We start from the raw sequence: 22,057 nt of genomic DNA, 5'->3' as shown, positions 1-22,057 counted from the left end.
CGCAGCCTGACATTTGATCTGCTATTATTATTCGTCTCAGCAAAATCACGGATTTGATCGTTATGACCACAGAAGCACCCGTTTTTTTACTCGCCCCGCCTCAGCGTGATGAAGCGGATTATCTGACCCGCCTGTGCCTGCGCTCAAAACAGCACTGGGGATATGATGAGAAATTTATGGCGACCTGCCGCGATGAACTGACGATTACCTCCGCTGATTTTGACCGTTCGCGGCTGATGACAGCCCGGATTAACGGCAAAATTGCCGGTGTGGTACAACTGACCATCAACCGTCAGGAAGAGAACGGAAAGCTTTCCAAGCTCTTTGTGCATCCGGATTATCTGCATCAGGGAATAGGCAGCGCACTGTATCAGTGGGCAGTCACCTCCGCCCGGACACAGTGTGTCAGCGCGCTGCTGGTCGATGCGGACCCCAATGCGGAAGCATTTTATATCCGCCAGGGTGCCATCCGCATCGGGGAAACGCCGTCTGACTCCCTGCCCGGCCGTGTGCTTCCGCTGTTACTGATTTCGCTGCACTGATACCGGCGCTGTTTTTTTATCCTCTGTTGCCGCATGTTCTGTCAGCCGCGGAAAATCAGCTTCAGTAAACGGCAGTGCGGTCACCGGCAGGTTCCCGGGGTTATTTGTCCGCCACAGTTCAAATGACGCCAGATCCGCCAGAGACCAGTGCAGATAATGCTGAGGCAGTGCCAGCCTCATCCCGGTGGCGGTTTCCTGCGGCGGCAGCGACGGCAGCCGGTCATCACTCACACTGTAATCCCGGCGCAGCACCAGAAATTTCTCCGGCACCCGCTGCTGTTTATCCCACCAGAGCCCGTCGATACGGTCAAACATCTGCCGGGTCACCTCAGCGGGCTGTGCATCCAGCTGTGCCAGTGCCTGCGGAAGAATACCTTCCATTCCCCGGTTAAAATCAGCCACTGAACCGCCGTGCCCCTGCAACAACAACGTGATGGCAAGGCGTGCGCCCAGCAGGTTGGAATAAAGATCTTCAGGTGTAAATGCAGAGATTTCCTCAGAAAAACCGGGAACTGAATGATAACCGTACCACTGAGCAATCTCATGCCATGCTGCCAGACGAAACGCGAGCCGCGCCGCCAGATAGACACTCAGGGTATAACGCTCTGCCGGGTCCTGCGGCGGAGTAAAACGACGGAACTGAATACGGCGGGAAGAGAGCTCGTCTGACAGTGTCAGCATGCGGGCTTCGCCAAGGTGCGGATAAATCAGGGTAAACAGATAATACGTGTAATCGGCAGTATCCCGGACATGTGCAATATCGATAAATCCGCCGCGGCGGGAATAGACGATCCCAAGGTTTTCATTACTCAGGCCGATAACTTCCGCCACACCAAACCAGAAGCTGTCATTATAGACATGCTCCTCCAGACTCTCTGCGGTCAGCACATTACCGATGGTGTAAAACGGCACCGGAACCGGCCCCAGCTTTGCCCGCAGATCATAACCGAACGCGCAGCAGGGGCGCAGCCCGTCGGGTGCGCTCACCCCATCAGCAACCGGAAATACCTGCGCAGCGGTTCCTGTTGTCTGCGGCGAAAGATCGGCTCGGACAACAGGAACGTCCCTCATCCGGCTCTGACAGCCGGATAACAGCACCATCATGACAATTACGGTGATAAATACCCGCATCAGAATGCTTCCCCGACCTGGAAATAAAAACCGCTGCTCTGCTTTCCGACACCAAAATCGAGCCGCACATTCATCCGCGGTTTGAATTCAAAGCGATACCCGACACCCACGTTAGGCAGCCAGTGGCCGCCGCCGAGATGGCGCGCACTCTCACTCATCGTTCCGCTCCCGGCCCAGAGCACAACACCGTGCCGCCAGTCCAGCTTACGACGGTACTCGACCTGGGTTGCGAAGACGTGATTATCCTGATAACGGCCGTCATAATAGCCGCGCATCTGCCGCCCGTTCCCGAGGCGGGAGAACTGATCCCACGGTACATCACCGGATGCAAACCGCGCATAGTTATCAAATGCCAACACCGTTTTGTCATTCAGCGGATAATAATAGTTGTACTGAATCTCAGTGGTATTAAACCGCGTATCACTGCCGAGTGACGGTGCATAATACGTATAACGCAGATCCAGTGCCTGCCCCTGACGGGCATTCGGCAGAAAATCCCGGCTGTCATAACTGAATGTGGCACTAACACCGGAGCTGACAGCATGCCGGTCATAATTATGTTCATCCATATAACGGCTGAACGGCCTGTCCGGAGACGCGGCATTCAGTGTGCTGAAATCCCAGCCTAACCCGAGATAGGTATTATCCGCCACACGGCGCAGCAGTGACGGCGTCAGACGCAGTTGCTGTGACTTATATTCACCGAAATGATCTTTAACGCGCCCGGCCTGATAGCCTTTTCCCCAGTAATCCGTCGGTACATTATTAAGCGTGCCGCTGAGGTAAAAACGCCAGTTATCATTATCCAGATAGGTGTAATTATTCAGGTTCAGACCGAAAGCCCCTGTTGAGGAGGCAAACCCGCTGAGTGATAACGTGGATATTTTACTGTCCGGATTATGGTCTGCCTGATACAGGCCGACCAGAGCCACCCCGATACCCGCTTCCAGTTCAGGGGTATAAAACGGCCCGGGTAATACTCCCCAGTCAATCGTTTTGCTGCGGTCAAACTGATTATTACTGCCCAGTCCGGACAGTGCATCATCAATTTTCTCCCGTGAGGGTAAAAAACCGGCTTTTGCTGTGTGAACCGCCGCCAGACAGGCAATTACCAGCCCGGCAGCGCAATGACGAAATATCATTAAAAACGGAATTCTCCGGAAATAAAGAAGCTGTTACGGTTATTAAAGCCCACTTCTGAAATTATATTAAAATTGCGGGTCACTTCTAACCGGGCTCCGACCAGATTGCTCCATTTATGGGCAAGATGCTGTTCAACATCGAATTTCATTCCCGGATCATCCAGCGCATTCACAAAATCCTGGAATTGTCCCGGTAAACTCAGCCCGCTGATATCCCCTTTAAAACGCTGAGTAATATCCTGGTACATTGCCCCTGTCCAGACCTGCAACTTGGTATTTCCCTGCCCGGCAATTAATGGTGAGAAGACAAATTCATAGCCGACACGCGGAGAAATCACCAGTGCTTTAATATCGCCATCGAGGATATCCAGATTGGTTTTGGTATAATTAAGATCGACCGTTCCGAAAAACTGGTTATATCCGCCGGCCAGTGTCATACCCGCACCATAGGTTTTACCTTCGAAATCCAAATCGAACGGCTGTCCTTCCAGGAATTTCAGCGGTAATTTTGCAAACCCGAGATCAAAGGCGCCGCCATTCAGAATAGTATGGGATTTACCTTTGGTTTTACCGTATAAACCATAGACGTTCATAAACGGAAAAATCCAGGAATCCACTTTCAGCATATGTGTTTCACTTTTTTCCCGGGTATGGCCCGCATCGACTGATAATGCACCCGCTGTCTCCGGGTTTTTCGGCATAATAAAGCCGATTTTATCCACCACAATATCCTGCCGCAGATTCATATAGTTATAACCGACACCAAACGGCTCCGGAATATCATAACCGCGGGCACGGGCTTCATCGCCCCAGATAGGCAGAATACGGGATTGGGATTCAGAAGGACGGGTAGCATCAAGAGAACCATCTTCCTTTTGTACTGAGCCGCCGGACTGGCTGACACTTAATGACAATGAAGGGCCGTCCGCATAAGAAAAAGCGCTCAGGCTCAGTGAGCCGGTAATAATCAGAGTATGAAATATCGGGCGTAACATAATATAAGCCGGTTTCGTTTAATTAAATGGTGATGAATTCTAACGGCTAATTTTACTAAATTACGGACTTTACGTGCGATAATTAGTAATAATTGCTATATCCGGCAAGTTATTATTCCATTGAGTTACAATAACGCGAATTAACCATCAGATTATAAAGAACAAATATCACTCAAAATGAGAATCGTTATTTTTCACAGACAACCTGCATATCTTATTTTAAGTGAGACAATTTAAATAATAAGATCATTAACTTTCAATATTGCGGGAGTTACGCCATTTCCTTATAACTATAACCGCACCACATCAGAGTGCGCTTAATATAAAAGGAGTAATATAATGGCTCGTAAAGTTAAATTAACCATGGTTGATAAAGGCGAACTTGGTCATATTTATCCGCAGACTGTAGTTTATAATGTCGGCAGAAAAAATTACCTTCTGGCAGAAGATGAAGAAGGCAATTACCTGGTTAAGCCTGTTTATGAAAATGGTACACTGGGTGATAGCATCGTCAGTAAAAACTTCGGTTGTTACTATGATATTATTCAGGCTGCTTATGATGATGTTACTGCAACCACTTATATCTGTGCGGTCAGCTTAGCCGGTAAAACCATGGAAGTTTATGCGACCACCACACTCGGACTGGTCAGCAGATTTGAATTTGACTATGTCATCGATGATCGTAAGACATTTAACTTCTTCTTCATCGAAGGACGTCTGTATGTTTACCAGGGTGGTGAAGATGCAAATGGTAAATATACCGTAACTTCTATTCGTGTGACCGAAGAATAATAAAAATTATATCACTAAATAAATATCCATAAAATATAACAGGATGATATCTGAATATATCAGATATTCATTATTACGCCGGATTTCTGATTAGTTTTAAAACAGGGTTTTAATCTGTTATTCCCGATCAGAACGGCGGTCTGTTTGTATAAACCAAGTGTGATTGCTCAGGGAGCAGAGCAGCACAACATGGTGAAGCCGCGTAAATGTATATTGCGCGGCTTTTTGCGTGATATTCTCATCTTACCTCCGGTTTTTGCGATCCTGCTCCACCCTTTTCAATAATTCACCGCAGTGCGGGAAGGAATCCCCTTTTTCATCAGAATCTGTGTTATTTTAAGCACATTAATGAAGACTGTACCCGGGGCGGGCAGTTGATAAACCGTAACTTTCTCAGTGTGTTAACAGAATCCCTATGACTGACAACCAAAACTTCGAATCCCATACCCCTATGATGCAGCAGTATTTCCGGCTCAAAGCACAGCACCCGGATATTCTGATGTTTTACCGGATGGGTGACTTCTATGAGCTGTTCTTTGATGATGCCAAACGGGCTGCGCAGTTACTGGATATTTCACTGACCAAACGCGGCCAGACCGCCGGTCAGCCGATCCCGATGGCCGGGGTGCCGCATCATGCGGTTGAGGGTTATCTGGCAAAACTGGTTCAGCTCGGGGAATCTGTTGCTATCTGTGAGCAAATCGGCGATCCGGCCACCAGCAAAGGCCCGGTTGAGCGTAAAGTGATCCGTATCGTCACACCGGGAACCGTCAGTGATGAAGCCCTGTTACAGGAGCGCCAGGATAACCTGCTCGCGGCGGTCTGGCAGGATGCGCGCGGGTTTGGTTATGCCACCCTGGATATCACATCCGGCCGTTTCCGTATCCTCCAGTTAGAGGATAAAGACGCGATGGCCGCGGAATTGCAGCGTACCCGCCCGGCTGAACTGCTCTATCCGGAAGATATGGCGGATTTCGCCATTATTCAGAATCAGAAAGGGCTGCGCCGCCGTCCGTTGTGGGAATTTGAACTGGAAACTGCCCGTCAGCAGCTGACATTACAGTTCGGTACCCGCGATCTGCACGGTTTTGGTGTGGAAAATGCCCCGCTGGCCTTACAGGCCGCAGGATGCCTGCTGCAATATGTCAAAGATACCCAGCGCACCTCGCTGCCGCATATCCGCAGTGTGACACTGGAAAATCTTCAGGAAAATGTGATTCTGGATGCCGCTACGCGCCGCAATCTGGAAATCACCCAGAACCTCAGCGGCGGTACCGAAAATACCCTCTCCTCCGTACTGGATCTGTGTGTAACCCCGATGGGCAGCCGGATGCTCAAACGCTGGCTGCACTCCCCGCTGCGTGACAGAGCCGTGCTCGCCAACCGCCAGCAGGCGATTGCCGCGCTGACGGATATCAGCCCGGATTTGCAACCGGTTCTGCGGCAGATAGGCGACCTCGAACGGGTGCTGGCGCGTCTGGCGCTGCGTACCGCCCGTCCGCGTGACCTGGCGCGGATGCGTCACGCTTTTTCTCAGTATCCGGATATTCAGGCACAGCTGAGTGCCGTCTCTGATCCTTATATTCAGACACTGCAACAGCGTATCGGTCAGTTTGATGAATTACAGTCACTGCTGGAACGCGCGGTAGTTGAAGCGCCGCCGGTGCTGGTGCGGGACGGTGGTGTTATCGCTCCCGGCTACAATGAGGAACTGGATGAGTGGCGCGCACTGGCTGACGGTGCCAGTGATTATCTCGATAAACTGGAGATCCGCGAACGCGAAAAACTCGGTATCGATACACTGAAAGTCGGATTTAATGGTGTGCACGGCTACTATATTCAGGTCAGCCGCGGACAAAGCCACCTGGTACCGATCCATTACGTACGCCGCCAGACGCTGAAAAACGCCGAACGCTATATCATTCCGGAACTAAAAGAGTATGAAGATAAGGTTCTGACTTCCAAAAGCAAAGCACTGGCGATTGAAAAAGCCCTCTATGAGGAGCTGTTTGATCTGCTACTGCCGCACCTGGAAGCACTTCAGCGCAGCTCAGATACCCTGGCGGAACTGGATGTGCTCACCAACCTGGCTGAGCGCGCAGAGACCCTCAATTACACCTGTCCGCAACTGACAGATAAAGTCGGTATTCAGATCACCGGCGGCCGTCACCCGGTTGTCGAACATGTGCTGACAGAACCGTTTATCGCCAACCCGCTGGCAATGTCACCACAGCGCCGCCTGCTGATCATCACCGGCCCGAATATGGGCGGTAAGAGTACCTATATGCGGCAGACAGCACTTATCACGCTGCTCGCGTATATCGGCAGCTTTGTCCCGGCGGAAAAAGCGGTTATCGGCCCGGTGGATCGGATTTTCACCCGTGTCGGCGCATCTGATGATCTGGCGTCCGGCCGTTCCACTTTTATGGTGGAAATGACAGAAACCGCCAATATCCTGCATAACGCCACGGAACAGAGCCTGGTGCTGATGGATGAAATCGGGCGCGGGACATCCACCTATGATGGTTTATCGCTGGCCTGGGCCTGTGCGGAAAGCCTGGCAAACCGGATCAAAGCACTGACACTGTTTGCCACTCACTATTTCGAGCTGACCACGCTGCCGGAGAAACTGGAAGGCGTGGCCAATATCCATCTGGATGCGGTTGAGCACGGTGATACCATCGCCTTTATGCACAGCGTGCAGGATGGTGCTGCCAGCAAAAGTTACGGCCTCGCAGTGGCGCTGCTTGCCGGTGTGCCGCGTGATGTGATTAAACGCGCGAAACAGAAACTGCGCGAGCTGGAGTCTCTGTCACTGAATGCCACCGCCAGCCATGTGGAAACACCGCAAATGAATCTGCTGGATGCACCGGAAGAACCGGCTCCGGCACTGGACGCGCTGGCGGGGATTAATCCGGATTCACTGACACCGCGTCAGGCGCTGGACTGGCTTTACCGCCTGAAAGAGATGCTCTGACAGCCGGACAAAAGAAAAAGGGGGGAATAAATTCCCCCCTTCTTGCATAAATAATTTTTGTAACAGCATGAGAACGTTGTTTTACGGATCACTCAGTTAAACAGTGAATTCTCACATAGCCCGTGATTATGCAGGATATCTTTCAGGCGGCGTAAACCTTCCACCTGAATCTGCCGCACGCGTTCGCGGGTTAAACCAATCTCACGCCCCACATCTTCCAGTGTCGCGGCCTCATAGCCGAGCAGGCCGAAACGGCGTGCCAGCACTTCCCGCTGCTTCGGATTCAGCTCATACAGCCACTTCACAATGCTCTGCTGCATGTTGTTATCCTGCAAACGGTTTTCCGGTGTGACATCATTTTCGTCAGAGAGGATATCCAGCAGTGCTTTGTCTGAATCCGCGCCCACAGGGATATCCACTGAGGTAATACGCTCATTCAGGCGCAGCATACGGCTGACATCACCCACCGGTTTATCCAGTTGTTCGGCAATCTCTTCTGCTGTCGGCTCATGATCCAGCTTTTGAGCCAGTTCACGGGCGGTACGCAGATAGACATTAAGCTCTTTGACAATATGGATAGGGAGACGGATGGTGCGGGTCTGATTCATGATAGCCCGTTCAATAGTCTGACGGATCCACCATGTGGCATAGGTAGAAAAACGGAAGCCTTTTTCGGGATCAAATTTCTCCACAGCCCGGATCAGACCGAGGTTACCCTCTTCAATCAGATCAAGCAGTGCCAGCCCGCGGTTACTGTAACGGCGGGAGATTTTAACCACCAGGCGGAGGTTACTTTCAATCATACGCTGGCGCGCTGCGGGATCACCCCGCAGGGCGCGCCGTGCAAAAAAGACTTCTTCTTCTGCGCTGAGCAGCGGTGAAAAGCCTATCTCACCAAGATAAAGCTGAGTGGCGTCGAGGACACGCTGACTGACATTCTGCACGAACTCAATGTCCGGACCGGGATCGTCAGATTCGCTCTCCTCTGCCAGCTGTTTCTCATCAAACAGCTCTTCATCTTCAGCCTGCTCGGCGGCAAAATCTTCGTCGTATAACTCGTTAGCATTCAGTGGATTACGGCTCATCAGCTTGCTCCTACCCCGATAATTCAGGCAGAACAAGCTGTTCTGCCGTTTATCGCTGCGGTAAGTACTGCAGCGGGTTGACTGATTTTCCCTTGTAACGAATTTCAAAATGTAATCTTACGGATGTGGTTCCGCTGCTGCCCATCGTGGCAATTTTCTGACCAGCTGCGACGTCCTGCTGATCTTTAACCAGGATGGAATCGTTATGTGCATAGGCGGTCAGGAAATCATCGTTGTGTTTGATGATGACCAGATTGCCGTAGCCGCGTAACGCATTACCGGTATACACCACTTTACCCGGTGCTGAAGCAAAAACAGGCTGTCCACGTGTACCACCGATATCAATACCCCGGTTACCGCTGGTAGGTCCTGTGTAGTTGGAAATGACTTTGCCTTCCGCTGGCCAGCCCCATTTAAAGGAACCACTATTTACGGCGACAGGCGCGCTGGTTGTTGTTGCCGGAGCGGTAACGGCTGCAGTTGTTGCCGCTGTGGTAGCAGCAGTGCCGTTATTCGCTTTTGCCTGTGCGGTGACCTGAGATGAGAGCATCTTACCGCCGGCCGGTTTAGCGCCTGAAGATTCAGAATACGCATTAGTTGGTTGAGAATCAACCACCCTGTTTTGCGGAGTATTCTTATTTGTCGCGACCTGAGTTCCGCTGCTGACCGGTGCAACGGTATTGCCGCCGTTGCTTAACCGAATCACCTGCCCTTCGTTCAGGCTGTACGGCTCAGGAATATTATTTTGTGCTGCCAGTTCGCGGAAGTCAGACCCGGAGATATAAGCAATGTAAAATAAAGTATCACCACGCTGAACGGTATAGGTATTTCCGTTGTAACTGCCTTTCGGGATCGCATCATAATTGCGGTTGTACTGAATCCGGCCATCGTTACTGGTCTGCACACCAGCGGCACGCGGCTGCTGCACACTCCGGCTTACCGGCTGTGTATTATTGGCAGAACTGAGCTGAGGACGTACCGGCATCGGCGTGGATACAGAAGTACTGTTGTTATCATTACCTGCTGTCATAACCGGAGCACTGCTGCTTTCTTCCACACTGCTGATTGGTGCGGCATGATACGGCGTTGAGCATCCGGCCAGAACCGTGCTCATCAGTGACCCAATAGCAACCCATCGTATTGTTTTCATAGGGTTTCTTGAGTTCATATTCCTTCTCCCGAAACTGGAAATAGTGCGAAAACTGACAATCAGAAATTCACCACGCGGCCGCAGACCGCATGGCAGGATTGTATTATTAAAACAGATACTAAGCGAAATGAAAAAGTCTTGTTACTAAAATAGCCATTTTTATCCAAGATCCCCGTGGATCAGGGGAACAAACCGGACAGTTCCGATCGATTGGGTATGAAAATCATTGCCCCGGCGGCGGATAAGTTTAAGCATCTGCTGCTGTTCTCCCACCGGTATCACCATCCGCCCGTTATCCGCCAGCTGACCGAGCAGCGCGGGCGGAATATCACTGGCGGCAGCGGTAACAATAATGCCGTCAAACGGACCACGGGATGGCCATCCTTCCCAGCCGTCGCCGTGACGGGTGGAAATATTGTGCAGATCAAGTTGTTTAAAGCGGCGTTTGGCATGCCACTGTAATCCTTTGACCCGCTCAACCGAATAAACATGTGCCGCAAGATGTGCGAGTATCGCCGTCTGATAGCCGGAGCCGGTGCCGATTTCCAGCACATGCGCCTGCGGAACCGGTTCCAGCAGTTCTGTCATTTTCGCCACCATAAACGGCTGGGAGATAGTCTGCCCGTAGCCTATCGGCAGCGCGGTGTTGTCCCAGGCTTTATGTGTCAGCGCCTCATCGACAAAGTTCTCCCGCGGGACAGCCGCCATCGCCTGTAACAGACGTTCATCGCGGATCCCGGCCTGACGTAACTGTGTAATCAGATCCTGTACCACCCGGCGGATCATTCCTGTATCACCCCTGCTTTTTGTAACCAGTCTGCTAATTTTTCCTGCACGCTGTAGGCTGTCAGATCAACATGCAGTGGTGTGACGGAAACATAACCGGCATCGACAGCCGCAAAATCGGTATCCGGCCCGGTATCCAGTTTTTCCCCCGGAGGGCCGAGCCAGTACAGCGGATTTCCTTTCGGGTCTGTCTGTGTGTAAACCACATCCGGTGCCCGGCGGGTTCCGCAGCGGGTGACTTTCATCCCTTTGATCTCACTGAGCGGGATATCGGGAACATTCACGTTCAGAATATTACCGGCCCGCAGCGGCACCTGTTGCAGCATAGTCAGCAGACGGCAGGTGATTTCCGCCGCCGTATCATAATGGGTGTCACCGTTCAGGGAGACTGCTATCGCGGGTAATCCCAGATGGCGCCCTTCCATTGCTGCCGCCACCGTACCGGAGTAAATCACATCATCCCCGAGATTCGGGCCGCAGTTAATCCCGGAAACCACAATTTCCGGACGCGGACGCATCAGCAGGTTAGCACCAATATAGACACAATCGGTCGGCGTGCCTTCCACCAGCGCAATATCGCCGTTTTCATGCACCACCGTACGCAGCGGACGATCAAGCGTCAGCGCATTGGATGCCCCGCTGCGGTTGCGGTCAGGTGCAATCACCTGCACATGATAAGTACGCCGCAGTGCCTCAGACAGTGTCCGGATACCCGGCGCACTGACGCCGTCATCATTACTCACCAGAATTCGCAGCACAACGGTATCCTTTTTATCAGTCACAGATCATTTATCACGACAGAAAACTATTTTATCAAGTTAGCCGCGATAAAAAAGGGTTATAACAGATTTAGTCTGATTGCTTTTTTCATATTCACCTGCATGATACTGCTATTATTATTTATAACTGAAAGGATTTCTGCATGGCTATCTGTCAACGCATCACAGCAACCCTGTTCACGGCACTGACGGCCGGACTGCTTCTGGTCTCAGAGGCACTTGCGCTGTCTCCTCAGGAAGAGACACGGGTGGAGAATTTACTGACTGCGGTCGGGAAGCAGGAACAGCTGATTTTTATCCGCAACGGCAGTGAGCATAATGCCGCCGACGCGGAATCGCATCTGCGCCTGAAATTAAGTAAAACGAAAAAACGTCTGAAAACCGCAGAGCAGTTCGTGGATAAAGTAGCGTCAGGATCTTCTGTCAGCGGTAAACCGTATCAGGTGAAACTGCCGGGCAACGACCCGGTGGATGCAAAAATTTACCTGACTGAGTTGCTGACTGAAACAGACAAAGCCGCCGCGGCAAAAACAGAATAAAAATGCAGTCAAAAAAACAGAACGAAAAAGGGCAGAAATATTATTTCTGCCCTTTTCATTTTAATCAGTCAGTTGATTATTCACTGAATTCCGCCGCCTGATCCGCTTCCAGCTCAATAATTTCGCGGACAACACTGGTGGCGAAACTGCCGGCCGGCAGGAAAAAGGATAAACGGACGGTTTCATCATCCATCCATTCCGATGTGAAATCTTCCGGATACAGCATCAGCGCACGACGGGCATTATCTGCCCCCTCTTTCGCCGCCAGCTGCCACAGAGACTGCCACGGTGCCAGTTGTTCCGTTTCAAACGCCAGTGCCGCATCCAGCGTTCCCAAATCACCCTTACCCGGTAACGGTGCGGTAATACGCAGTTCACGGTTATCCAGACGCTTCTGTACATCCGCCAGTTCATCCGCCTGAACCGCAAACCAGCTGCCGCGACCGGCGAGTTGTACCGCATCCCCCTGCAATACCGTTGCCTGAAGATGTTGTGTCAGACGGGCATCCGCTACCGCATTGAACATCGCACTGCGGGCCGCTGAGAGATAAAAACCGCGTTTGCTGCGATCTTTCACACTGATTTCGCCGTCAGCCCAGCGCCGGGCAAAATACAGGTTCTGTCCGTTGCGCCCGAAACGCTGCTCACCGAAATAATTCGGCACCCCGGACTGTGCAATCTGTTGCAGACGCTGTTCTGTCGCGGCACGATCACTGATCCGGCGCAGCACAATGGTAAAGTGGTTGCCTTTCAGTGCGCCGATCCGCAGTTTCCGTTTCTGGCGGTTAACCGCCAGAACTTCACAGCCTTCAAGCTGCATCTGCGTGAAATCCGGTGTCTCTTTTCCCGGCATCTGCAGGCAGAACCACTGTTCGGTAACCGCGTGGCGATCTTTCAGCCCGGCGTAACTGACTGCACGGGCGGCAATTTTGGCGAATTTCGCCAGTTCTTCCGCCACAAACCGCGTATTGCAGCCGGTTTTCCGGATGCGGACCATCACATGTTCGCCATCACCGTCCGGTTCAAAACCCAAATCTTCCTGTACCAGAAAATCTTCCGGCTGCGCTTTCAGCACACCGGTTGCCGCCGGTTTACCGTGAAAGTAACTGACCGGGAGACTCATGCTTCAGCCTTCACAAGTAACGCCACCGCCTCACAGGCGATCCCTTCTTTGCGGCCGGTGAAACCGAGTTTCTCGGTAGTCGTGGCTTTCACATTGATATCATCCATATGGCACTGTAAATCTTCCGCCAGATTCACACGCATCTGCGGGATATGCGGCAGCATTTTCGGTGCCTGGGCGATAATCGTGACATCCAGGTTACCCAGCCGGTACCCTTTTTCCTGAATACGGCGGAAAGCTTCACGCAGCAGCACACGGCTGTCCGCACCTTTATAGGCAGGATCGGTATCCGGGAATAATTTACCGATATCCCCCAGCGCCGCAGCGCCCAGTAATGCATCAGTGGCGGCATGCAGGGCGACATCACCGTCGGAATGCGCCAGTAATCCCTGCTCGTAAGGAATGCGGACACCCGCAATCACAATCGGGCCTTCACCACCGAAGGCATGAACATCAAAACCGTGTCCGATTCTCATCATGTTGTCTGTTCCTTATTGTTATTGGACAGGTAGAACCCGGCAAGTGCGAGATCTTCCGGCTGTGTGACTTTAATATTGTCCGCCCGGCCGGGCACCAGCAAAGGCTGATAGCCGCAGAACTCCAGTGCGGAGGCTTCATCGGTGATCACCGCCTGCTGAGACAGCGCCTGTTGCAGACAGGTGCGCAGCAGATGAAGCGGGAAAAATTGCGGGGTCAGCGCATGCCAGAGCTGTGTGCGCTCAACGGTATGATCAATACCGGTATATCCGGCAGATGTTACCCCCCGCTTCATGGTATCGCGTACCGGTGAGGCCAGAATCGCGCCCTGCACGCGGTTATCAGTCTGAGTGTCAGACATAACCGCCAGCAGCCGGTTCAGATCGGATAACTGCAAACAGGGGCGTGCAGCATCATGCACCAGTACCCAGCTGTTTTCCGGAGTATGATCCGCGAGATAGTCGAGACCCGCCAGAACAGAATCCGCGCGCTCGCCGCCGCCGGTGACAGTTCTGATATGCGGATGGCGCGCCACCGGTAATGTACTGAACACTGTATCGTGCGGATGCAGCGCCACCACCACCTGAGTAATACGCGGGTGTTCCAGCAGAATAGCGAGTGTGTGTTCCAGAATGGTTTTTCCGGCAATAATGAGGTATTGCTTGGGGCATTCGCACTGCATCCGGGTACCGATACCGGCAGCCGGGATCAATGCCGTGACCGGAGCATCATCAGAAATACCGGATAAGTCCGGTGCCGGTTGTGAACCGGTCATTGCGGAAGAAAGTATTGTCATAGCGATTAGTTACTGCGACTTTGTGACTGCGCATTCTGCTGAGTCCGTTTTTCGGACAGGACACGGTAAAAGCTTTCGCCGGGCTTGATCATGCCTAATTCACTGCGTCCGCGTTCTTCGATGGCTTCAAGCCCGTCATTCAGATCGCCGATTTCAGCAAATAACTGCTCATTACGGGCTTTGAGCTTCACATTTGCCTGTTCTGATGCAACAACATCTTCACTGACCAATACATAGTCGTGAATACCGTTTTTCCCCAGCCACAATGAATATTGCAGCCAGCCCAGAATAACCAAAAGTAATAGCGTCAGTTTGCCCATCACTGCCCCCGAAAAGATCGGCTAATCTTCCCATAAGATCGGCGCGGATGCTACTGTTCCGTCCGTTATTCGGACAGAAGATCAGTAAACATCCCGCTGATAACGCTTTGCTGTCCGTAATCCGTTCAGAAAAACCAGCGCTTCTTCTGCTGACATGGCTCCTTCACTGCGGATAATATCCGGCAGCACGGCATCAACATCCTTTGCCATCCGGAAGGCATCCCCGCACACATACAGATATGCGCCCTGCTCCAGCCAGCGCCAGACCGTTTCCCGCCTTTCTGCGAGTTTATCCTGCACATAAACCTTCTGCGGCTGATCCCGCGACCAGGCGGTTGTCAGTTCTGTCAGTACGCCCTGACGCACAAAATCCGTCAGTTCCGCCTCATACAGAAAATCACTTTTTTCATGCGGATTGCCGGTGATCAGCCAGTTTTTCCCGCCGGACTGCTGTGCCGCCCGTTGCTGAAGAAAAGCACGGAACGGCGCAATACCGGTGCCGGGCCCTATCATAATCACCGGTTTTTCAGGATCATCCGGCAGGCGGAAGTGGTCATTATGCTCAATAAAACAGGCGACGGTGTCCCCGGGCTGTAACTGGTGAGTCAGATAACGGGTTGCTGCGCCGTAACGGGCGCGTCCGTCTGTGCTGTACTCCACCACACCGGCGGTCAGATGCACCTCATCCGGTGAAACCAGCGGCGAAGAGGAAATGGAGTACAGACGCGGCATCAGCGGAGACAGGCAATCGGCCCAGGCCTGTGCGGAGGTCTGTACCGCAAACTCACGGACCATATCCGCCACCGGTCTGCGCTGCGCATACGCCGTCAGCTGCTGCGGGTCCGCAATCATATCCAGCAGTTCCGGTGCATTACTGAGACGGGCATACGCCGCCACAACCGGTGCACTGTTGATGGTCAGTTCACACTGTGTCAGCAGAGCCTCACGCAGAGAATACGATTTTCCTTTCAGCGTAACGCGTTCATTACCATCAAACCAGAGCAGTCCCAGCAGCTCACTGACCAGTTCCGGACTGTTTTCCGGATACACTCCCAGCGCATCACCGGTCTGATAGCGTAATCCGGTGCCGCTGATATCCAGCACCACCTGACAGACATGCTTTTCCGACGCCGGAGCGGTCAGGCGCACAACACGGCGCAGAACCGCAGACTGTGGTTTGTTACGCTGATGCGGCTGTGAATCAATCTGCACCACAGTATTGTGAACAAAACGGCGGAGTTTTTCCTCATCCGCAGGCTGCGTCAGGTTCAGCAGTTCAGGGAGCAGCTGAGAGATCCAGCTATCTGCGGTGGTCTGATAATCACTGTCAGCTTCCGCCCGCGGCAGAAGCCGCTGAGCGCCGAGAGCATGGAGACGGTTATCAAAATTCTTTCCGGCCTGACAAAACTGCGGATAAGCCCGGTTTCCCAGCGCCAGTACCGCATAGCGGGTATCTGTCAGTAAAGGTGCCTGAACGGAATGAAGAAAATGGAACAGCGGCAGGGCTTCTTCCGGCGCATCCCCGTCCCCGGTGGTCGCACAGATAAGTACCACCAGCGGGGATCCGGGGAACCCGGTGAGTAAGATATCCCCGGCATTCACCAGCCGTACCGCCCGCTGCGCACTGAATAACTGATCGCGAAGAGATTCCGCAACGCGCCGGGCATTGCCGGTCTGGGAGGCAGCGATCAGCAGAATATCCGCGGCTTCCTGTGCCGCTGCAGGCTGAGTTTCCTCTGCCCGTTCACGGCACCAGGCAGATAACCAGTTCAGTTGTCCGGAGGTAAGGGTATGAAGTAACGGTTGCAGTTTCTGCCAGTCAGGCGCGGAGAGCGGACAGGTTGTGGTCGGCGATGTCATAGTAAACCCGGTAAATGAGTGTATTCGTTATTATTCTGACGTTCCAACATAGAGAAAAGAGCGTGATTTGTCGATGCCGGAATAACACAGGGGTTCTGTTATTTATCTGTCACTTTGCTGTTTTTTGGTAACATTTTCACTGAATATTGCGTAAAATGACGCTTTTCATCCGCTATATCGTCATTATCCGGAGAGAGTTATGACCACCACGATTTTTAAAGAGTTCCAGTTTGAAGCCGCCCACCACCTGCCGCACGTACCGGAAGGCCATAAATGCGGGCGTCTGCACGGGCATTCATTCCTTGTCCGCCTGGAACTGAGTGGTGAAGTGGATGCACATACCGGCTGGCTGATCGACTTCGCCGAGGTAAAACAGGCGTTCAAACCGATTTATGACCGTTTGGATCACCACTATCTCAATGAGATCCCGGGGCTGGAAAATCCGACCAGCGAAGTGCTGGCTGAGTGGATCTGGCAGCAGACCAAACCGCTGCTGCCGATGCTGAGTGCCGTGCTGGTCAAAGAGACCTGTACCGCCGGTTGTGTTTACCGCGGTGAATAATCAGGCAATATTGAGATATTTGTGAGTCTGCATCGAGAAACGCCAGTTTCGCGCGATGCAGGTTTCAATACAGAGTGCGGTTGCCGCCGGTTTCTGACTGATCGGCTGCAATGCCACCACCGGATGTTTATCCCCCGGCAGTTTTGCCAGCAGTAAATCCAGTTCATCAATATCCCGCTGCCGCCCGACCGGGTGTTTGACCTCATCAGCCCGCAGCAGAGAAGGTGTCAGCACATCATAACCGCCGCGCATATTCACTTTCGGGGATACCGTCACCCAGGTGTTCTCACTGCACTGCACCGGTTGTGTACCGCTGGTTTCAATCTGGCACCCGTAACCCCGCGCTTCCAGTACCGCTGTCAGAGGCCGCAGGTCATATAAACACGGTTCACCGCCGGTGATCACCACATGCCGGGCAGTATAACCTTTCGCCTCAAACTGCATAATAATGCTGTCAGCATCCAGAGAAGCCCAGCGGTCATCTTCCTGTGTTTTACTCATCATATCTTCCGCTGAGCAGGCTTTTTCCGGCAGCTGCTCCCAGGTATGTTTGGTATCACACCAGCTGCACCCGACAGGACAGCGCTGTAAGCGGACAAAAATCGCCGGGACGCCGGTAAAAACGCCTTCCCCCTGCAATGTCTGAAAGATTTCGTTAATAGGGTATTGCATCACTCATCTGTTCCTTACGTTTAAGACTGTATTATTGCAGATAATTATCCCGTCAGCATGACTCTTTATGTTAAAGTACCGGGTTGACTCTGACCGCGTTTCACATCAGTAAAAACGCTGCTCATCACGACAGCGACAGGATTAATACATGAAAGAAAATAATACGGCGCTACGACGGGGGCTTACAGGGCGGCATATCCGCTTTATGGCTCTCGGTTCGGCGATAGGCACCGGCCTGTTTTACGGCTCGGCGGCCTCTATTGAGCAGGCGGGTCCTGCTGTTCTGCTGGCCTACCTTATCGGGGGTGCGGCAGTCTTTATGGTGATGCGTGCACTGGGCGAAATGGCCGTTCACCATCCTGTCCCGGGTTCATTTTCACAATATGCCAGCCATTATATGGGACCGCTCGCCGGCTTCCTCACCGGCTGGAACTACGTTTTTGAAATGCTGATTGTCTGTCTTGCGGACGTCACCGCTTTCGGCTTCTATATGAAACTCTGGTTCCCGGATGTCGATCAGTGGATCTGGGTTCTGGGGATCGTCTGTTTCATTGGCGCGCTGAATTTATGTCACGTGAAGATATTCGGGGAGATGGAGTTCTGGCTCTCGATTATCAAAGTGACCGCGATTATCGCCATGATTGTCGGCGGCGCCGCAATTATGCTGTTCGGCTTCGGCCAGGAAACCGCACATCCTACCGGTATCAGTAACTTATGGGAATTCGGCGGCTTTATGCCGAACGGGATAAGCGGGGTCATAGCTTCACTCGCCATTGTGATGTTTGCCTTCGGCGGTATTGAAGTTATCGGTATTACCGCCAGCGAAGCGCAGAATCCGGAAAAAACTATTCCGAAAGCGATCAACGCAGTACCGCTGCGTATTCTGCTGTTCTATGTGCTGACACTGTTTATTCTGATGTGTATCTTCCCGTGGAACCAGATCGGCCATAACGGCAGCCCGTTTGTGCAGATTTTCGAGAAACTGAATATCTCTTACGCGGCCAATATTCTGAACCTGGTGGTGATCACCGCAGCGGTATCAGCCATTAACAGTGATATCTTCGGCGCAGGCCGGATGATGTACGGTATGGCGCAGGAAGGTCAGGCGCCGAAATCCTTTATGAAGCTCACCAAAAATGGTGTGCCGTGGATGACCGTTCTGGTGATGAGTGCGGTTCTGCTGGTCGGTGTGGTTCTGAACTACCTGATCCCTGAAAAAATCTTCATCATTATCGCTTCTATCGCAACATTCGCAACCGTATGGGTCTGGCTGATGATTCTGTTATCTCAGGTGGCAATGCGCCGCAAGATGAAACCGGAAGAGGTCAAAACCCTGAAATTCCCGGTACCGATGTGGCCGGTCGCACCCGCTCTGACCATTGCCTTTATGGTCTTTGTCATTGCACTTCTGGGTTACTTCCCGGATACCCGCGTAGCATTGATGGTGGGAATTGCCTGGGTGCTGATCCTGACAGTGGGTTATTTTGCCGGTGTAAAAAAACGGGCATAAACAGATAACATACTGTTCAGAAAACAATAAACCGGGTGAATAAAACACCCGGTTTTTTTATATCCTGTTATCAGGGTTCACTGTCAATACGCTGAATGCGGGAGCCCATAATCTGTAATGTTCTGAGCACCATATTAATACCTTTAAGCGTATCCTGATCTTTCAGTAACTTATAGGTATTACGGAAATTGTACTTTTCATCACTGTACATCATTTCCATTTTAGCCTTATTCAGCGCCAGCCCGCTTTCCCACAGCAGTGCAATACCGGACTCCGCATTATCGGCCAGTTTATTGACTTCATTTTTACCGATAATATCAACCAGATCCGATACCAGGGACAGCAGATCGATCACATTATCAAAGCGGTTCAGCTGCATTAATACCGCCAGTTTTTCCGCTGTCTCTGCGGATAATTCGGGTTTTGGTGCAGCAGCGTGTTCATTCATTTGTTCTGTTGCAGACATTGCTGTTTCCTCCGTTATACCAGGCCACGAACGGTTGACCAGTACAAACCGCGGTTAAAACCGGTACGCAGCAGGCCGCCCAGTTTTGTTGCCGGTGTCGGTAACACATCATGCTTATAATCATACTGGAGCGGCATCCCCGCATTCAGTCCCATCTGCGCGACCGCCTGAACCCGTCCGTCATAAATAGCCGTGGTATAGCCGAAACGCATCTCGCCGATAATATTATCCACCACGACAGTTGACTGATTATGGCAACTGCCCGCCGCTTTACTGATCGGCAGATCCACGGTATCCCCGAGGACATAGACATTTTTCAGCCCGTACACCTGCAACGTTTCCGGATCTGTCGGCAGCCAACCCTCTTCCGGGTCGCCGTCGGATAATCCGGTATTACGTACAGATTCCACCGCAGAAATCGGCGGTGTGCCTATCAGCAGATCAAACGGCTGCTCTTCGCCTTCTTTGGAGTAAGCAATCTTTTTCTCAGGGCAAACCCGCTCCAGCGTAAAGCCACGCTGTGCCTGAATATTGCGTTCCTGAAAAACAGACGGGAGTACTTCACAAACATCTTTTTGCATAAACAGGCAGTTACGCAGAAGTTGCGATACGGTCGGATAGGTATAAACGATTTCGATATCCTGACGGACACGGCGCTGGCGGAAATAATCATCCAGCATCAGCGTGGTTTCCATCGGAGCAATACCGCACTGGTGAGGTACATTCGGGGTATTCGGGAAAGAGACAGTAATAAAAATCCGCCCTTTTTCAAACTTAGCCAGTTTTTCAGCCAGCTGACGGGCGGGTTGGTACTGATAGAAATGATCGGCCGCTTCTTTCATTCCGGAAATCCGGTCAGGTCGCGGCTGACAACCAGTTGCGATTACGAGGTAGTCATACCCGTATTTGGTACCGTTTTTTCCCTGCAACGTCTGGGATGCGAAATCAAAATGCTCAACACGGTCATGAATAAACTGAATTTCAGGGCGAAGCAGAGAGCGTTGCGACTTGCGTAATTCTTCTTTCAGATACAGATTAAAAGCAACATACATAAACGCAGGTTTATAATAGTGCCATTCACTGTCCGAAATCAGGACAACTTCCACTTTCTTCTGATAAATATCATTTAACAGCTTTCTGGTCAGAATATTTGCGACCATCGTGCCGCCGGCACCGCCGCCAACAATAACAATACGCTGCATTTAGTTTCTCCGGTTAATTATTTAACATTAAAATTAAATAAATGACACACAACACCAACACGGAGTTAACTATAGCAGTTAGTTAATCATTCTTACTTATATAATCTATACTTATATATTATTTTTTTGATACAAAGCGAATTATTGAAATTCTGCTATCAAAGGATGGTGATCTGAAGCATCTGTCTGCATAACATCCGATAAAACCAGTTTAAATCCGCGATAAAACAGATAATCCAACGGATGACCAAATGCTTTGGTACGGATATCATGCGGAAACAGTACTTCTTTCAGTCCCTGGGCACGGGCAAAACGCTTCAGGGCATTCATTCGCTGTCTGCTCCAGGCATTAAAATCACCGCCGAGAATAACCGGTCCGATATGGCAGCGGATCTGAGAGCCAACCGTATTCAGCTGCCGCCGGTAAACATCCACACCAAAACTGAAATTAATAGCATGGACATTAATCACCATCAGCTGACGGCCGTCAGGAAGCGGATATACCGTTACTAATGCAGACTTAGGCAGACGCAGTAACGGCTCTTTCTGCTGTAACGGACAACAATAAATCGGATGAGAGGTTGCCAGTGTCATCACACCGGAAGGATGCTGCTGAAAGTGCAGCGCGGGAACCTGATCAGCAACCAGCTGATGTTTGCCCGCCAGGCTGACCAGTTCAGGAGAGGGTTGTGCTTCCTGAAGCAGGACCAGTTGTGTGTCATGCAGAATACGATCAAGTGTTTTACGCCAGTCAGGACGCTGTTGTTTGTAGATATTCCAGACCACAACCCGGATAGTTTTATCCGGTGCGGATAATGGTAAACCAACCGGTAATCCGTTACCCAGCATGTCTGCTGACATCGGGCGGATTTGTCGTGCCGGATGCCCTGCGACATACCGGACGGACCAGTTTTTTTTCTCTTTCAACGCTGACCCCGATACTGTTTGCTTCTGTCCGCCACTATCTTAGCAAAATTTGGTTCATGCTATCCGGTTCAGAACACGTATTCAGGTGAAAAAGATGTTTTTTCTTTTCGCCCAAACGCAAAAAAGCCACCCAAAGGGTGGCTTCTTCACTTAATAATAACCTGGCGGTTCCCTACTCTCACATGGGGAGACCCCACACTACCATCGGCGCTACGGCGTTTCAC

The 22,057-nt window shown here is 51.6% G+C and carries 22 protein-coding genes; 6 read left to right on the top strand and 16 right to left on the bottom strand.

The annotated features are described in order from the left end of the window. Positions 1 to 62 precede the first annotated feature (62 nt). Positions 63 to 542: a GNAT family N-acetyltransferase gene (locus tag AAZR23_RS12360; protein WP_166707017.1), complete on the top strand. Its 480-nt coding sequence runs from the start codon at positions 63 to 65 to the stop codon at positions 540 to 542. On the opposite strand, the gene AAZR23_RS12355 is transcribed toward AAZR23_RS12360, so the two are convergent. From AAZR23_RS12355 to AAZR23_RS12345, 3 genes are read right to left on the bottom strand one after another with little or no spacing between them, the layout of a single operon-like run. After that, entirely contained in the window at positions 522 to 1,673 is a 1,152-nt protein-coding gene (locus AAZR23_RS12355) for a DUF4056 domain-containing protein (protein WP_434692898.1), read from the bottom strand. The genes AAZR23_RS12360 and AAZR23_RS12355 overlap by 21 nt on opposite strands. Then, the gene (locus tag AAZR23_RS12350) at positions 1,673 to 2,815 is read right to left on the bottom strand and encodes a BamA/TamA family outer membrane protein (RefSeq protein WP_434692896.1); all 1,143 of its coding nucleotides are present in this window, start codon (positions 2,813 to 2,815) and stop codon (positions 1,673 to 1,675) included. The genes AAZR23_RS12355 and AAZR23_RS12350 overlap by 1 nt, the downstream gene beginning before the upstream one ends. Continuing rightward, entirely contained in the window at positions 2,815 to 3,810 is a 996-nt protein-coding gene (locus AAZR23_RS12345; protein WP_107679506.1) for a hypothetical protein, read from the bottom strand. Before AAZR23_RS12345 ends, AAZR23_RS12350 begins: the two co-directional genes overlap by 1 nt. Before the next feature lie 339 nt (positions 3,811 to 4,149). On the opposite strand from AAZR23_RS12345, the gene AAZR23_RS12340 reads away from it, so the two are divergent. Then, on the top strand, positions 4,150 to 4,602 hold the full coding sequence (locus AAZR23_RS12340) for a hypothetical protein (protein WP_046891972.1): 453 nt from the start codon (positions 4,150 to 4,152) through the stop codon (positions 4,600 to 4,602). A gap of 415 nt (positions 4,603 to 5,017) precedes the next feature. Further along, entirely contained in the window at positions 5,018 to 7,579 is a 2,562-nt protein-coding gene (gene mutS / locus AAZR23_RS12335) for a DNA mismatch repair protein MutS (RefSeq protein WP_052926982.1), read from the top strand. 92 nt (positions 7,580 to 7,671) lie between these two features. On the opposite strand, the gene rpoS is transcribed toward mutS, so the two are convergent. From rpoS to surE, 4 genes are all read right to left on the bottom strand, one after another. Further along, positions 7,672 to 8,664 carry an RNA polymerase sigma factor RpoS gene (gene rpoS / locus AAZR23_RS12330; RefSeq protein ID WP_166707014.1) on the bottom strand — a complete coding sequence of 331 codons (993 nt, stop codon included), beginning with the start codon at positions 8,662 to 8,664 and terminating at the stop codon, positions 7,672 to 7,674. Positions 8,665 to 8,713: 49 nt separating this feature from the next. Continuing rightward, positions 8,714 to 9,832, bottom strand: coding sequence for a murein hydrolase activator NlpD (gene nlpD, locus AAZR23_RS12325; protein ID WP_046891969.1), 1,119 nt, complete (start codon positions 9,830 to 9,832; stop codon positions 8,714 to 8,716). 141 nt (positions 9,833 to 9,973) lie between these two features. After that, a complete protein-coding gene (locus AAZR23_RS12320) occupies positions 9,974 to 10,600 on the bottom strand; it encodes a protein-L-isoaspartate(D-aspartate) O-methyltransferase (RefSeq protein ID WP_434692891.1) in 627 nt (208 codons plus the stop codon). Then, positions 10,597 to 11,358, bottom strand: a complete 762-nt coding sequence (surE, locus tag AAZR23_RS12315) for a 5'/3'-nucleotidase SurE (protein WP_166707013.1) — start codon at positions 11,356 to 11,358, stop codon at positions 10,597 to 10,599. The genes AAZR23_RS12320 and surE overlap by 4 nt, the downstream gene beginning before the upstream one ends. A gap of 164 nt (positions 11,359 to 11,522) precedes the next feature. On the opposite strand from surE, the gene AAZR23_RS12310 reads away from it, so the two are divergent. Then, positions 11,523 to 11,918, top strand: coding sequence for a DUF5329 domain-containing protein (locus AAZR23_RS12310; RefSeq protein ID WP_052926983.1), 396 nt, complete (start codon positions 11,523 to 11,525; stop codon positions 11,916 to 11,918). Positions 11,919 to 11,994: 76 nt separating this feature from the next. Here AAZR23_RS12310 and truD read toward each other — a convergent pair whose 3' ends face one another. The 5 genes from truD to AAZR23_RS12285 form a co-directional block, all read right to left on the bottom strand. Beyond that, the gene (gene truD, locus AAZR23_RS12305; RefSeq protein ID WP_182107545.1) at positions 11,995 to 13,041 is read right to left on the bottom strand and encodes a tRNA pseudouridine(13) synthase TruD; all 1,047 of its coding nucleotides are present in this window, start codon (positions 13,039 to 13,041) and stop codon (positions 11,995 to 11,997) included. Continuing rightward, on the bottom strand, positions 13,038 to 13,517 hold the full coding sequence (gene ispF / locus AAZR23_RS12300) for a 2-C-methyl-D-erythritol 2,4-cyclodiphosphate synthase (RefSeq protein ID WP_024472856.1): 480 nt from the start codon (positions 13,515 to 13,517) through the stop codon (positions 13,038 to 13,040). The genes truD and ispF overlap by 4 nt, the downstream gene beginning before the upstream one ends. Beyond that, the gene (ispD, locus tag AAZR23_RS12295) at positions 13,517 to 14,293 is read right to left on the bottom strand and encodes a 2-C-methyl-D-erythritol 4-phosphate cytidylyltransferase (RefSeq protein WP_434693252.1); all 777 of its coding nucleotides are present in this window, start codon (positions 14,291 to 14,293) and stop codon (positions 13,517 to 13,519) included. Before ispD ends, ispF begins: the two co-directional genes overlap by 1 nt. A gap of 26 nt (positions 14,294 to 14,319) precedes the next feature. Beyond that, positions 14,320 to 14,634: a cell division protein FtsB gene (gene ftsB / locus AAZR23_RS12290; protein ID WP_046891963.1), complete on the bottom strand. Its 315-nt coding sequence runs from the start codon at positions 14,632 to 14,634 to the stop codon at positions 14,320 to 14,322. An 81-nt stretch (positions 14,635 to 14,715) separates the two neighbouring features. Then, positions 14,716 to 16,494: a diflavin oxidoreductase gene (locus AAZR23_RS12285; RefSeq protein ID WP_434692887.1), complete on the bottom strand. Its 1,779-nt coding sequence runs from the start codon at positions 16,492 to 16,494 to the stop codon at positions 14,716 to 14,718. A 199-nt stretch (positions 16,495 to 16,693) separates the two neighbouring features. Here AAZR23_RS12285 and queD point away from each other — a divergent pair, with 199 nt between their 5' ends. Next, complete coding sequence (queD, locus tag AAZR23_RS12280; protein ID WP_046891961.1) at positions 16,694 to 17,056, top strand: 6-carboxytetrahydropterin synthase QueD; 363 nt, start codon at positions 16,694 to 16,696, stop codon at positions 17,054 to 17,056. Here the strand turns inward: queD and queE are convergent, their stop codons facing one another. Continuing rightward, positions 17,057 to 17,728 (bottom strand): 7-carboxy-7-deazaguanine synthase QueE, encoded by a 672-nt coding sequence (queE, locus tag AAZR23_RS12275; protein ID WP_046891960.1) that lies wholly within the window; start codon positions 17,726 to 17,728, stop codon positions 17,057 to 17,059. 148 nt (positions 17,729 to 17,876) lie between these two features. On the opposite strand from queE, the gene AAZR23_RS12270 reads away from it, so the two are divergent. Next, positions 17,877 to 19,238: an amino acid permease gene (locus AAZR23_RS12270; protein ID WP_046891959.1), complete on the top strand. Its 1,362-nt coding sequence runs from the start codon at positions 17,877 to 17,879 to the stop codon at positions 19,236 to 19,238. Between the two features lie 70 nt (positions 19,239 to 19,308). Here the strand turns inward: AAZR23_RS12270 and AAZR23_RS12265 are convergent, their stop codons facing one another. The 3 genes from AAZR23_RS12265 to AAZR23_RS12255 form a co-directional block, all read right to left on the bottom strand. Next, positions 19,309 to 19,704 (bottom strand): hypothetical protein, encoded by a 396-nt coding sequence (locus AAZR23_RS12265; protein ID WP_052926987.1) that lies wholly within the window; start codon positions 19,702 to 19,704, stop codon positions 19,309 to 19,311. A gap of 14 nt (positions 19,705 to 19,718) precedes the next feature. Continuing rightward, positions 19,719 to 20,906: an NAD(P)/FAD-dependent oxidoreductase gene (locus AAZR23_RS12260; RefSeq protein WP_046891958.1), complete on the bottom strand. Its 1,188-nt coding sequence runs from the start codon at positions 20,904 to 20,906 to the stop codon at positions 19,719 to 19,721. A gap of 141 nt (positions 20,907 to 21,047) precedes the next feature. Then, complete coding sequence (locus AAZR23_RS12255; RefSeq protein ID WP_046891957.1) at positions 21,048 to 21,833, bottom strand: endonuclease/exonuclease/phosphatase family protein; 786 nt, start codon at positions 21,831 to 21,833, stop codon at positions 21,048 to 21,050. Positions 21,834 to 22,057 lie beyond the last annotated feature (224 nt).

Origin of the sequence: Morganella sp. Je.2.23, assembly GCF_051129855.1 — a bacterium.
Lineage (GTDB): Bacteria > Pseudomonadota > Gammaproteobacteria > Enterobacterales > Enterobacteriaceae > Morganella > Morganella sibonii.
Note: the sequence above shows the minus strand (reverse complement) of the source record. Positions and strands in the feature narration are given on the sequence as shown.

What these genes read in the sequence shown, in the direction of transcription:
- AAZR23_RS12360 (WP_166707017.1), top strand. Translation starts at nt 63, where the DNA reads ATGACCACAGAAGCACCCGTTTTTTTACTCGCCCCGCCTCAGCGTGAT.
- AAZR23_RS12355 (WP_434692898.1), bottom strand. Translation starts at nt 1,673, where the DNA reads ATGCGGGTATTTATCACCGTAATTGTCATGATGGTGCTGTTATCCGGC.
- AAZR23_RS12350 (WP_434692896.1), bottom strand. Translation starts at nt 2,815, where the DNA reads ATGATATTTCGTCATTGCGCTGCCGGGCTGGTAATTGCCTGTCTGGCG.
- AAZR23_RS12345 (WP_107679506.1), bottom strand. Translation starts at nt 3,810, where the DNA reads ATGTTACGCCCGATATTTCATACTCTGATTATTACCGGCTCACTGAGC.
- AAZR23_RS12340 (WP_046891972.1), top strand. Translation starts at nt 4,150, where the DNA reads ATGGCTCGTAAAGTTAAATTAACCATGGTTGATAAAGGCGAACTTGGT.
- mutS (WP_052926982.1), top strand. Translation starts at nt 5,018, where the DNA reads ATGACTGACAACCAAAACTTCGAATCCCATACCCCTATGATGCAGCAG.
- rpoS (WP_166707014.1), bottom strand. Translation starts at nt 8,664, where the DNA reads ATGAGCCGTAATCCACTGAATGCTAACGAGTTATACGACGAAGATTTT.
- nlpD (WP_046891969.1), bottom strand. Translation starts at nt 9,832, where the DNA reads ATGAACTCAAGAAACCCTATGAAAACAATACGATGGGTTGCTATTGGG.
- AAZR23_RS12320 (WP_434692891.1), bottom strand. Translation starts at nt 10,600, where the DNA reads ATGATCCGCCGGGTGGTACAGGATCTGATTACACAGTTACGTCAGGCC.
- AAZR23_RS12310 (WP_052926983.1), top strand. Translation starts at nt 11,523, where the DNA reads ATGGCTATCTGTCAACGCATCACAGCAACCCTGTTCACGGCACTGACG.
- truD (WP_182107545.1), bottom strand. Translation starts at nt 13,041, where the DNA reads ATGAGTCTCCCGGTCAGTTACTTTCACGGTAAACCGGCGGCAACCGGT.
- ispF (WP_024472856.1), bottom strand. Translation starts at nt 13,517, where the DNA reads ATGAGAATCGGACACGGTTTTGATGTTCATGCCTTCGGTGGTGAAGGC.
- ispD (WP_434693252.1), bottom strand. Translation starts at nt 14,293, where the DNA reads ATGACCGGTTCACAACCGGCACCGGACTTATCCGGTATTTCTGATGAT.
- ftsB (WP_046891963.1), bottom strand. Translation starts at nt 14,634, where the DNA reads ATGGGCAAACTGACGCTATTACTTTTGGTTATTCTGGGCTGGCTGCAA.
- AAZR23_RS12285 (WP_434692887.1), bottom strand. Translation starts at nt 16,494, where the DNA reads ATGACATCGCCGACCACAACCTGTCCGCTCTCCGCGCCTGACTGGCAG.
- queD (WP_046891961.1), top strand. Translation starts at nt 16,694, where the DNA reads ATGACCACCACGATTTTTAAAGAGTTCCAGTTTGAAGCCGCCCACCAC.
- queE (WP_046891960.1), bottom strand. Translation starts at nt 17,728, where the DNA reads ATGCAATACCCTATTAACGAAATCTTTCAGACATTGCAGGGGGAAGGC.
- AAZR23_RS12270 (WP_046891959.1), top strand. Translation starts at nt 17,877, where the DNA reads ATGAAAGAAAATAATACGGCGCTACGACGGGGGCTTACAGGGCGGCAT.
- AAZR23_RS12265 (WP_052926987.1), bottom strand. Translation starts at nt 19,704, where the DNA reads ATGTCTGCAACAGAACAAATGAATGAACACGCTGCTGCACCAAAACCC.
- AAZR23_RS12260 (WP_046891958.1), bottom strand. Translation starts at nt 20,906, where the DNA reads ATGCAGCGTATTGTTATTGTTGGCGGCGGTGCCGGCGGCACGATGGTC.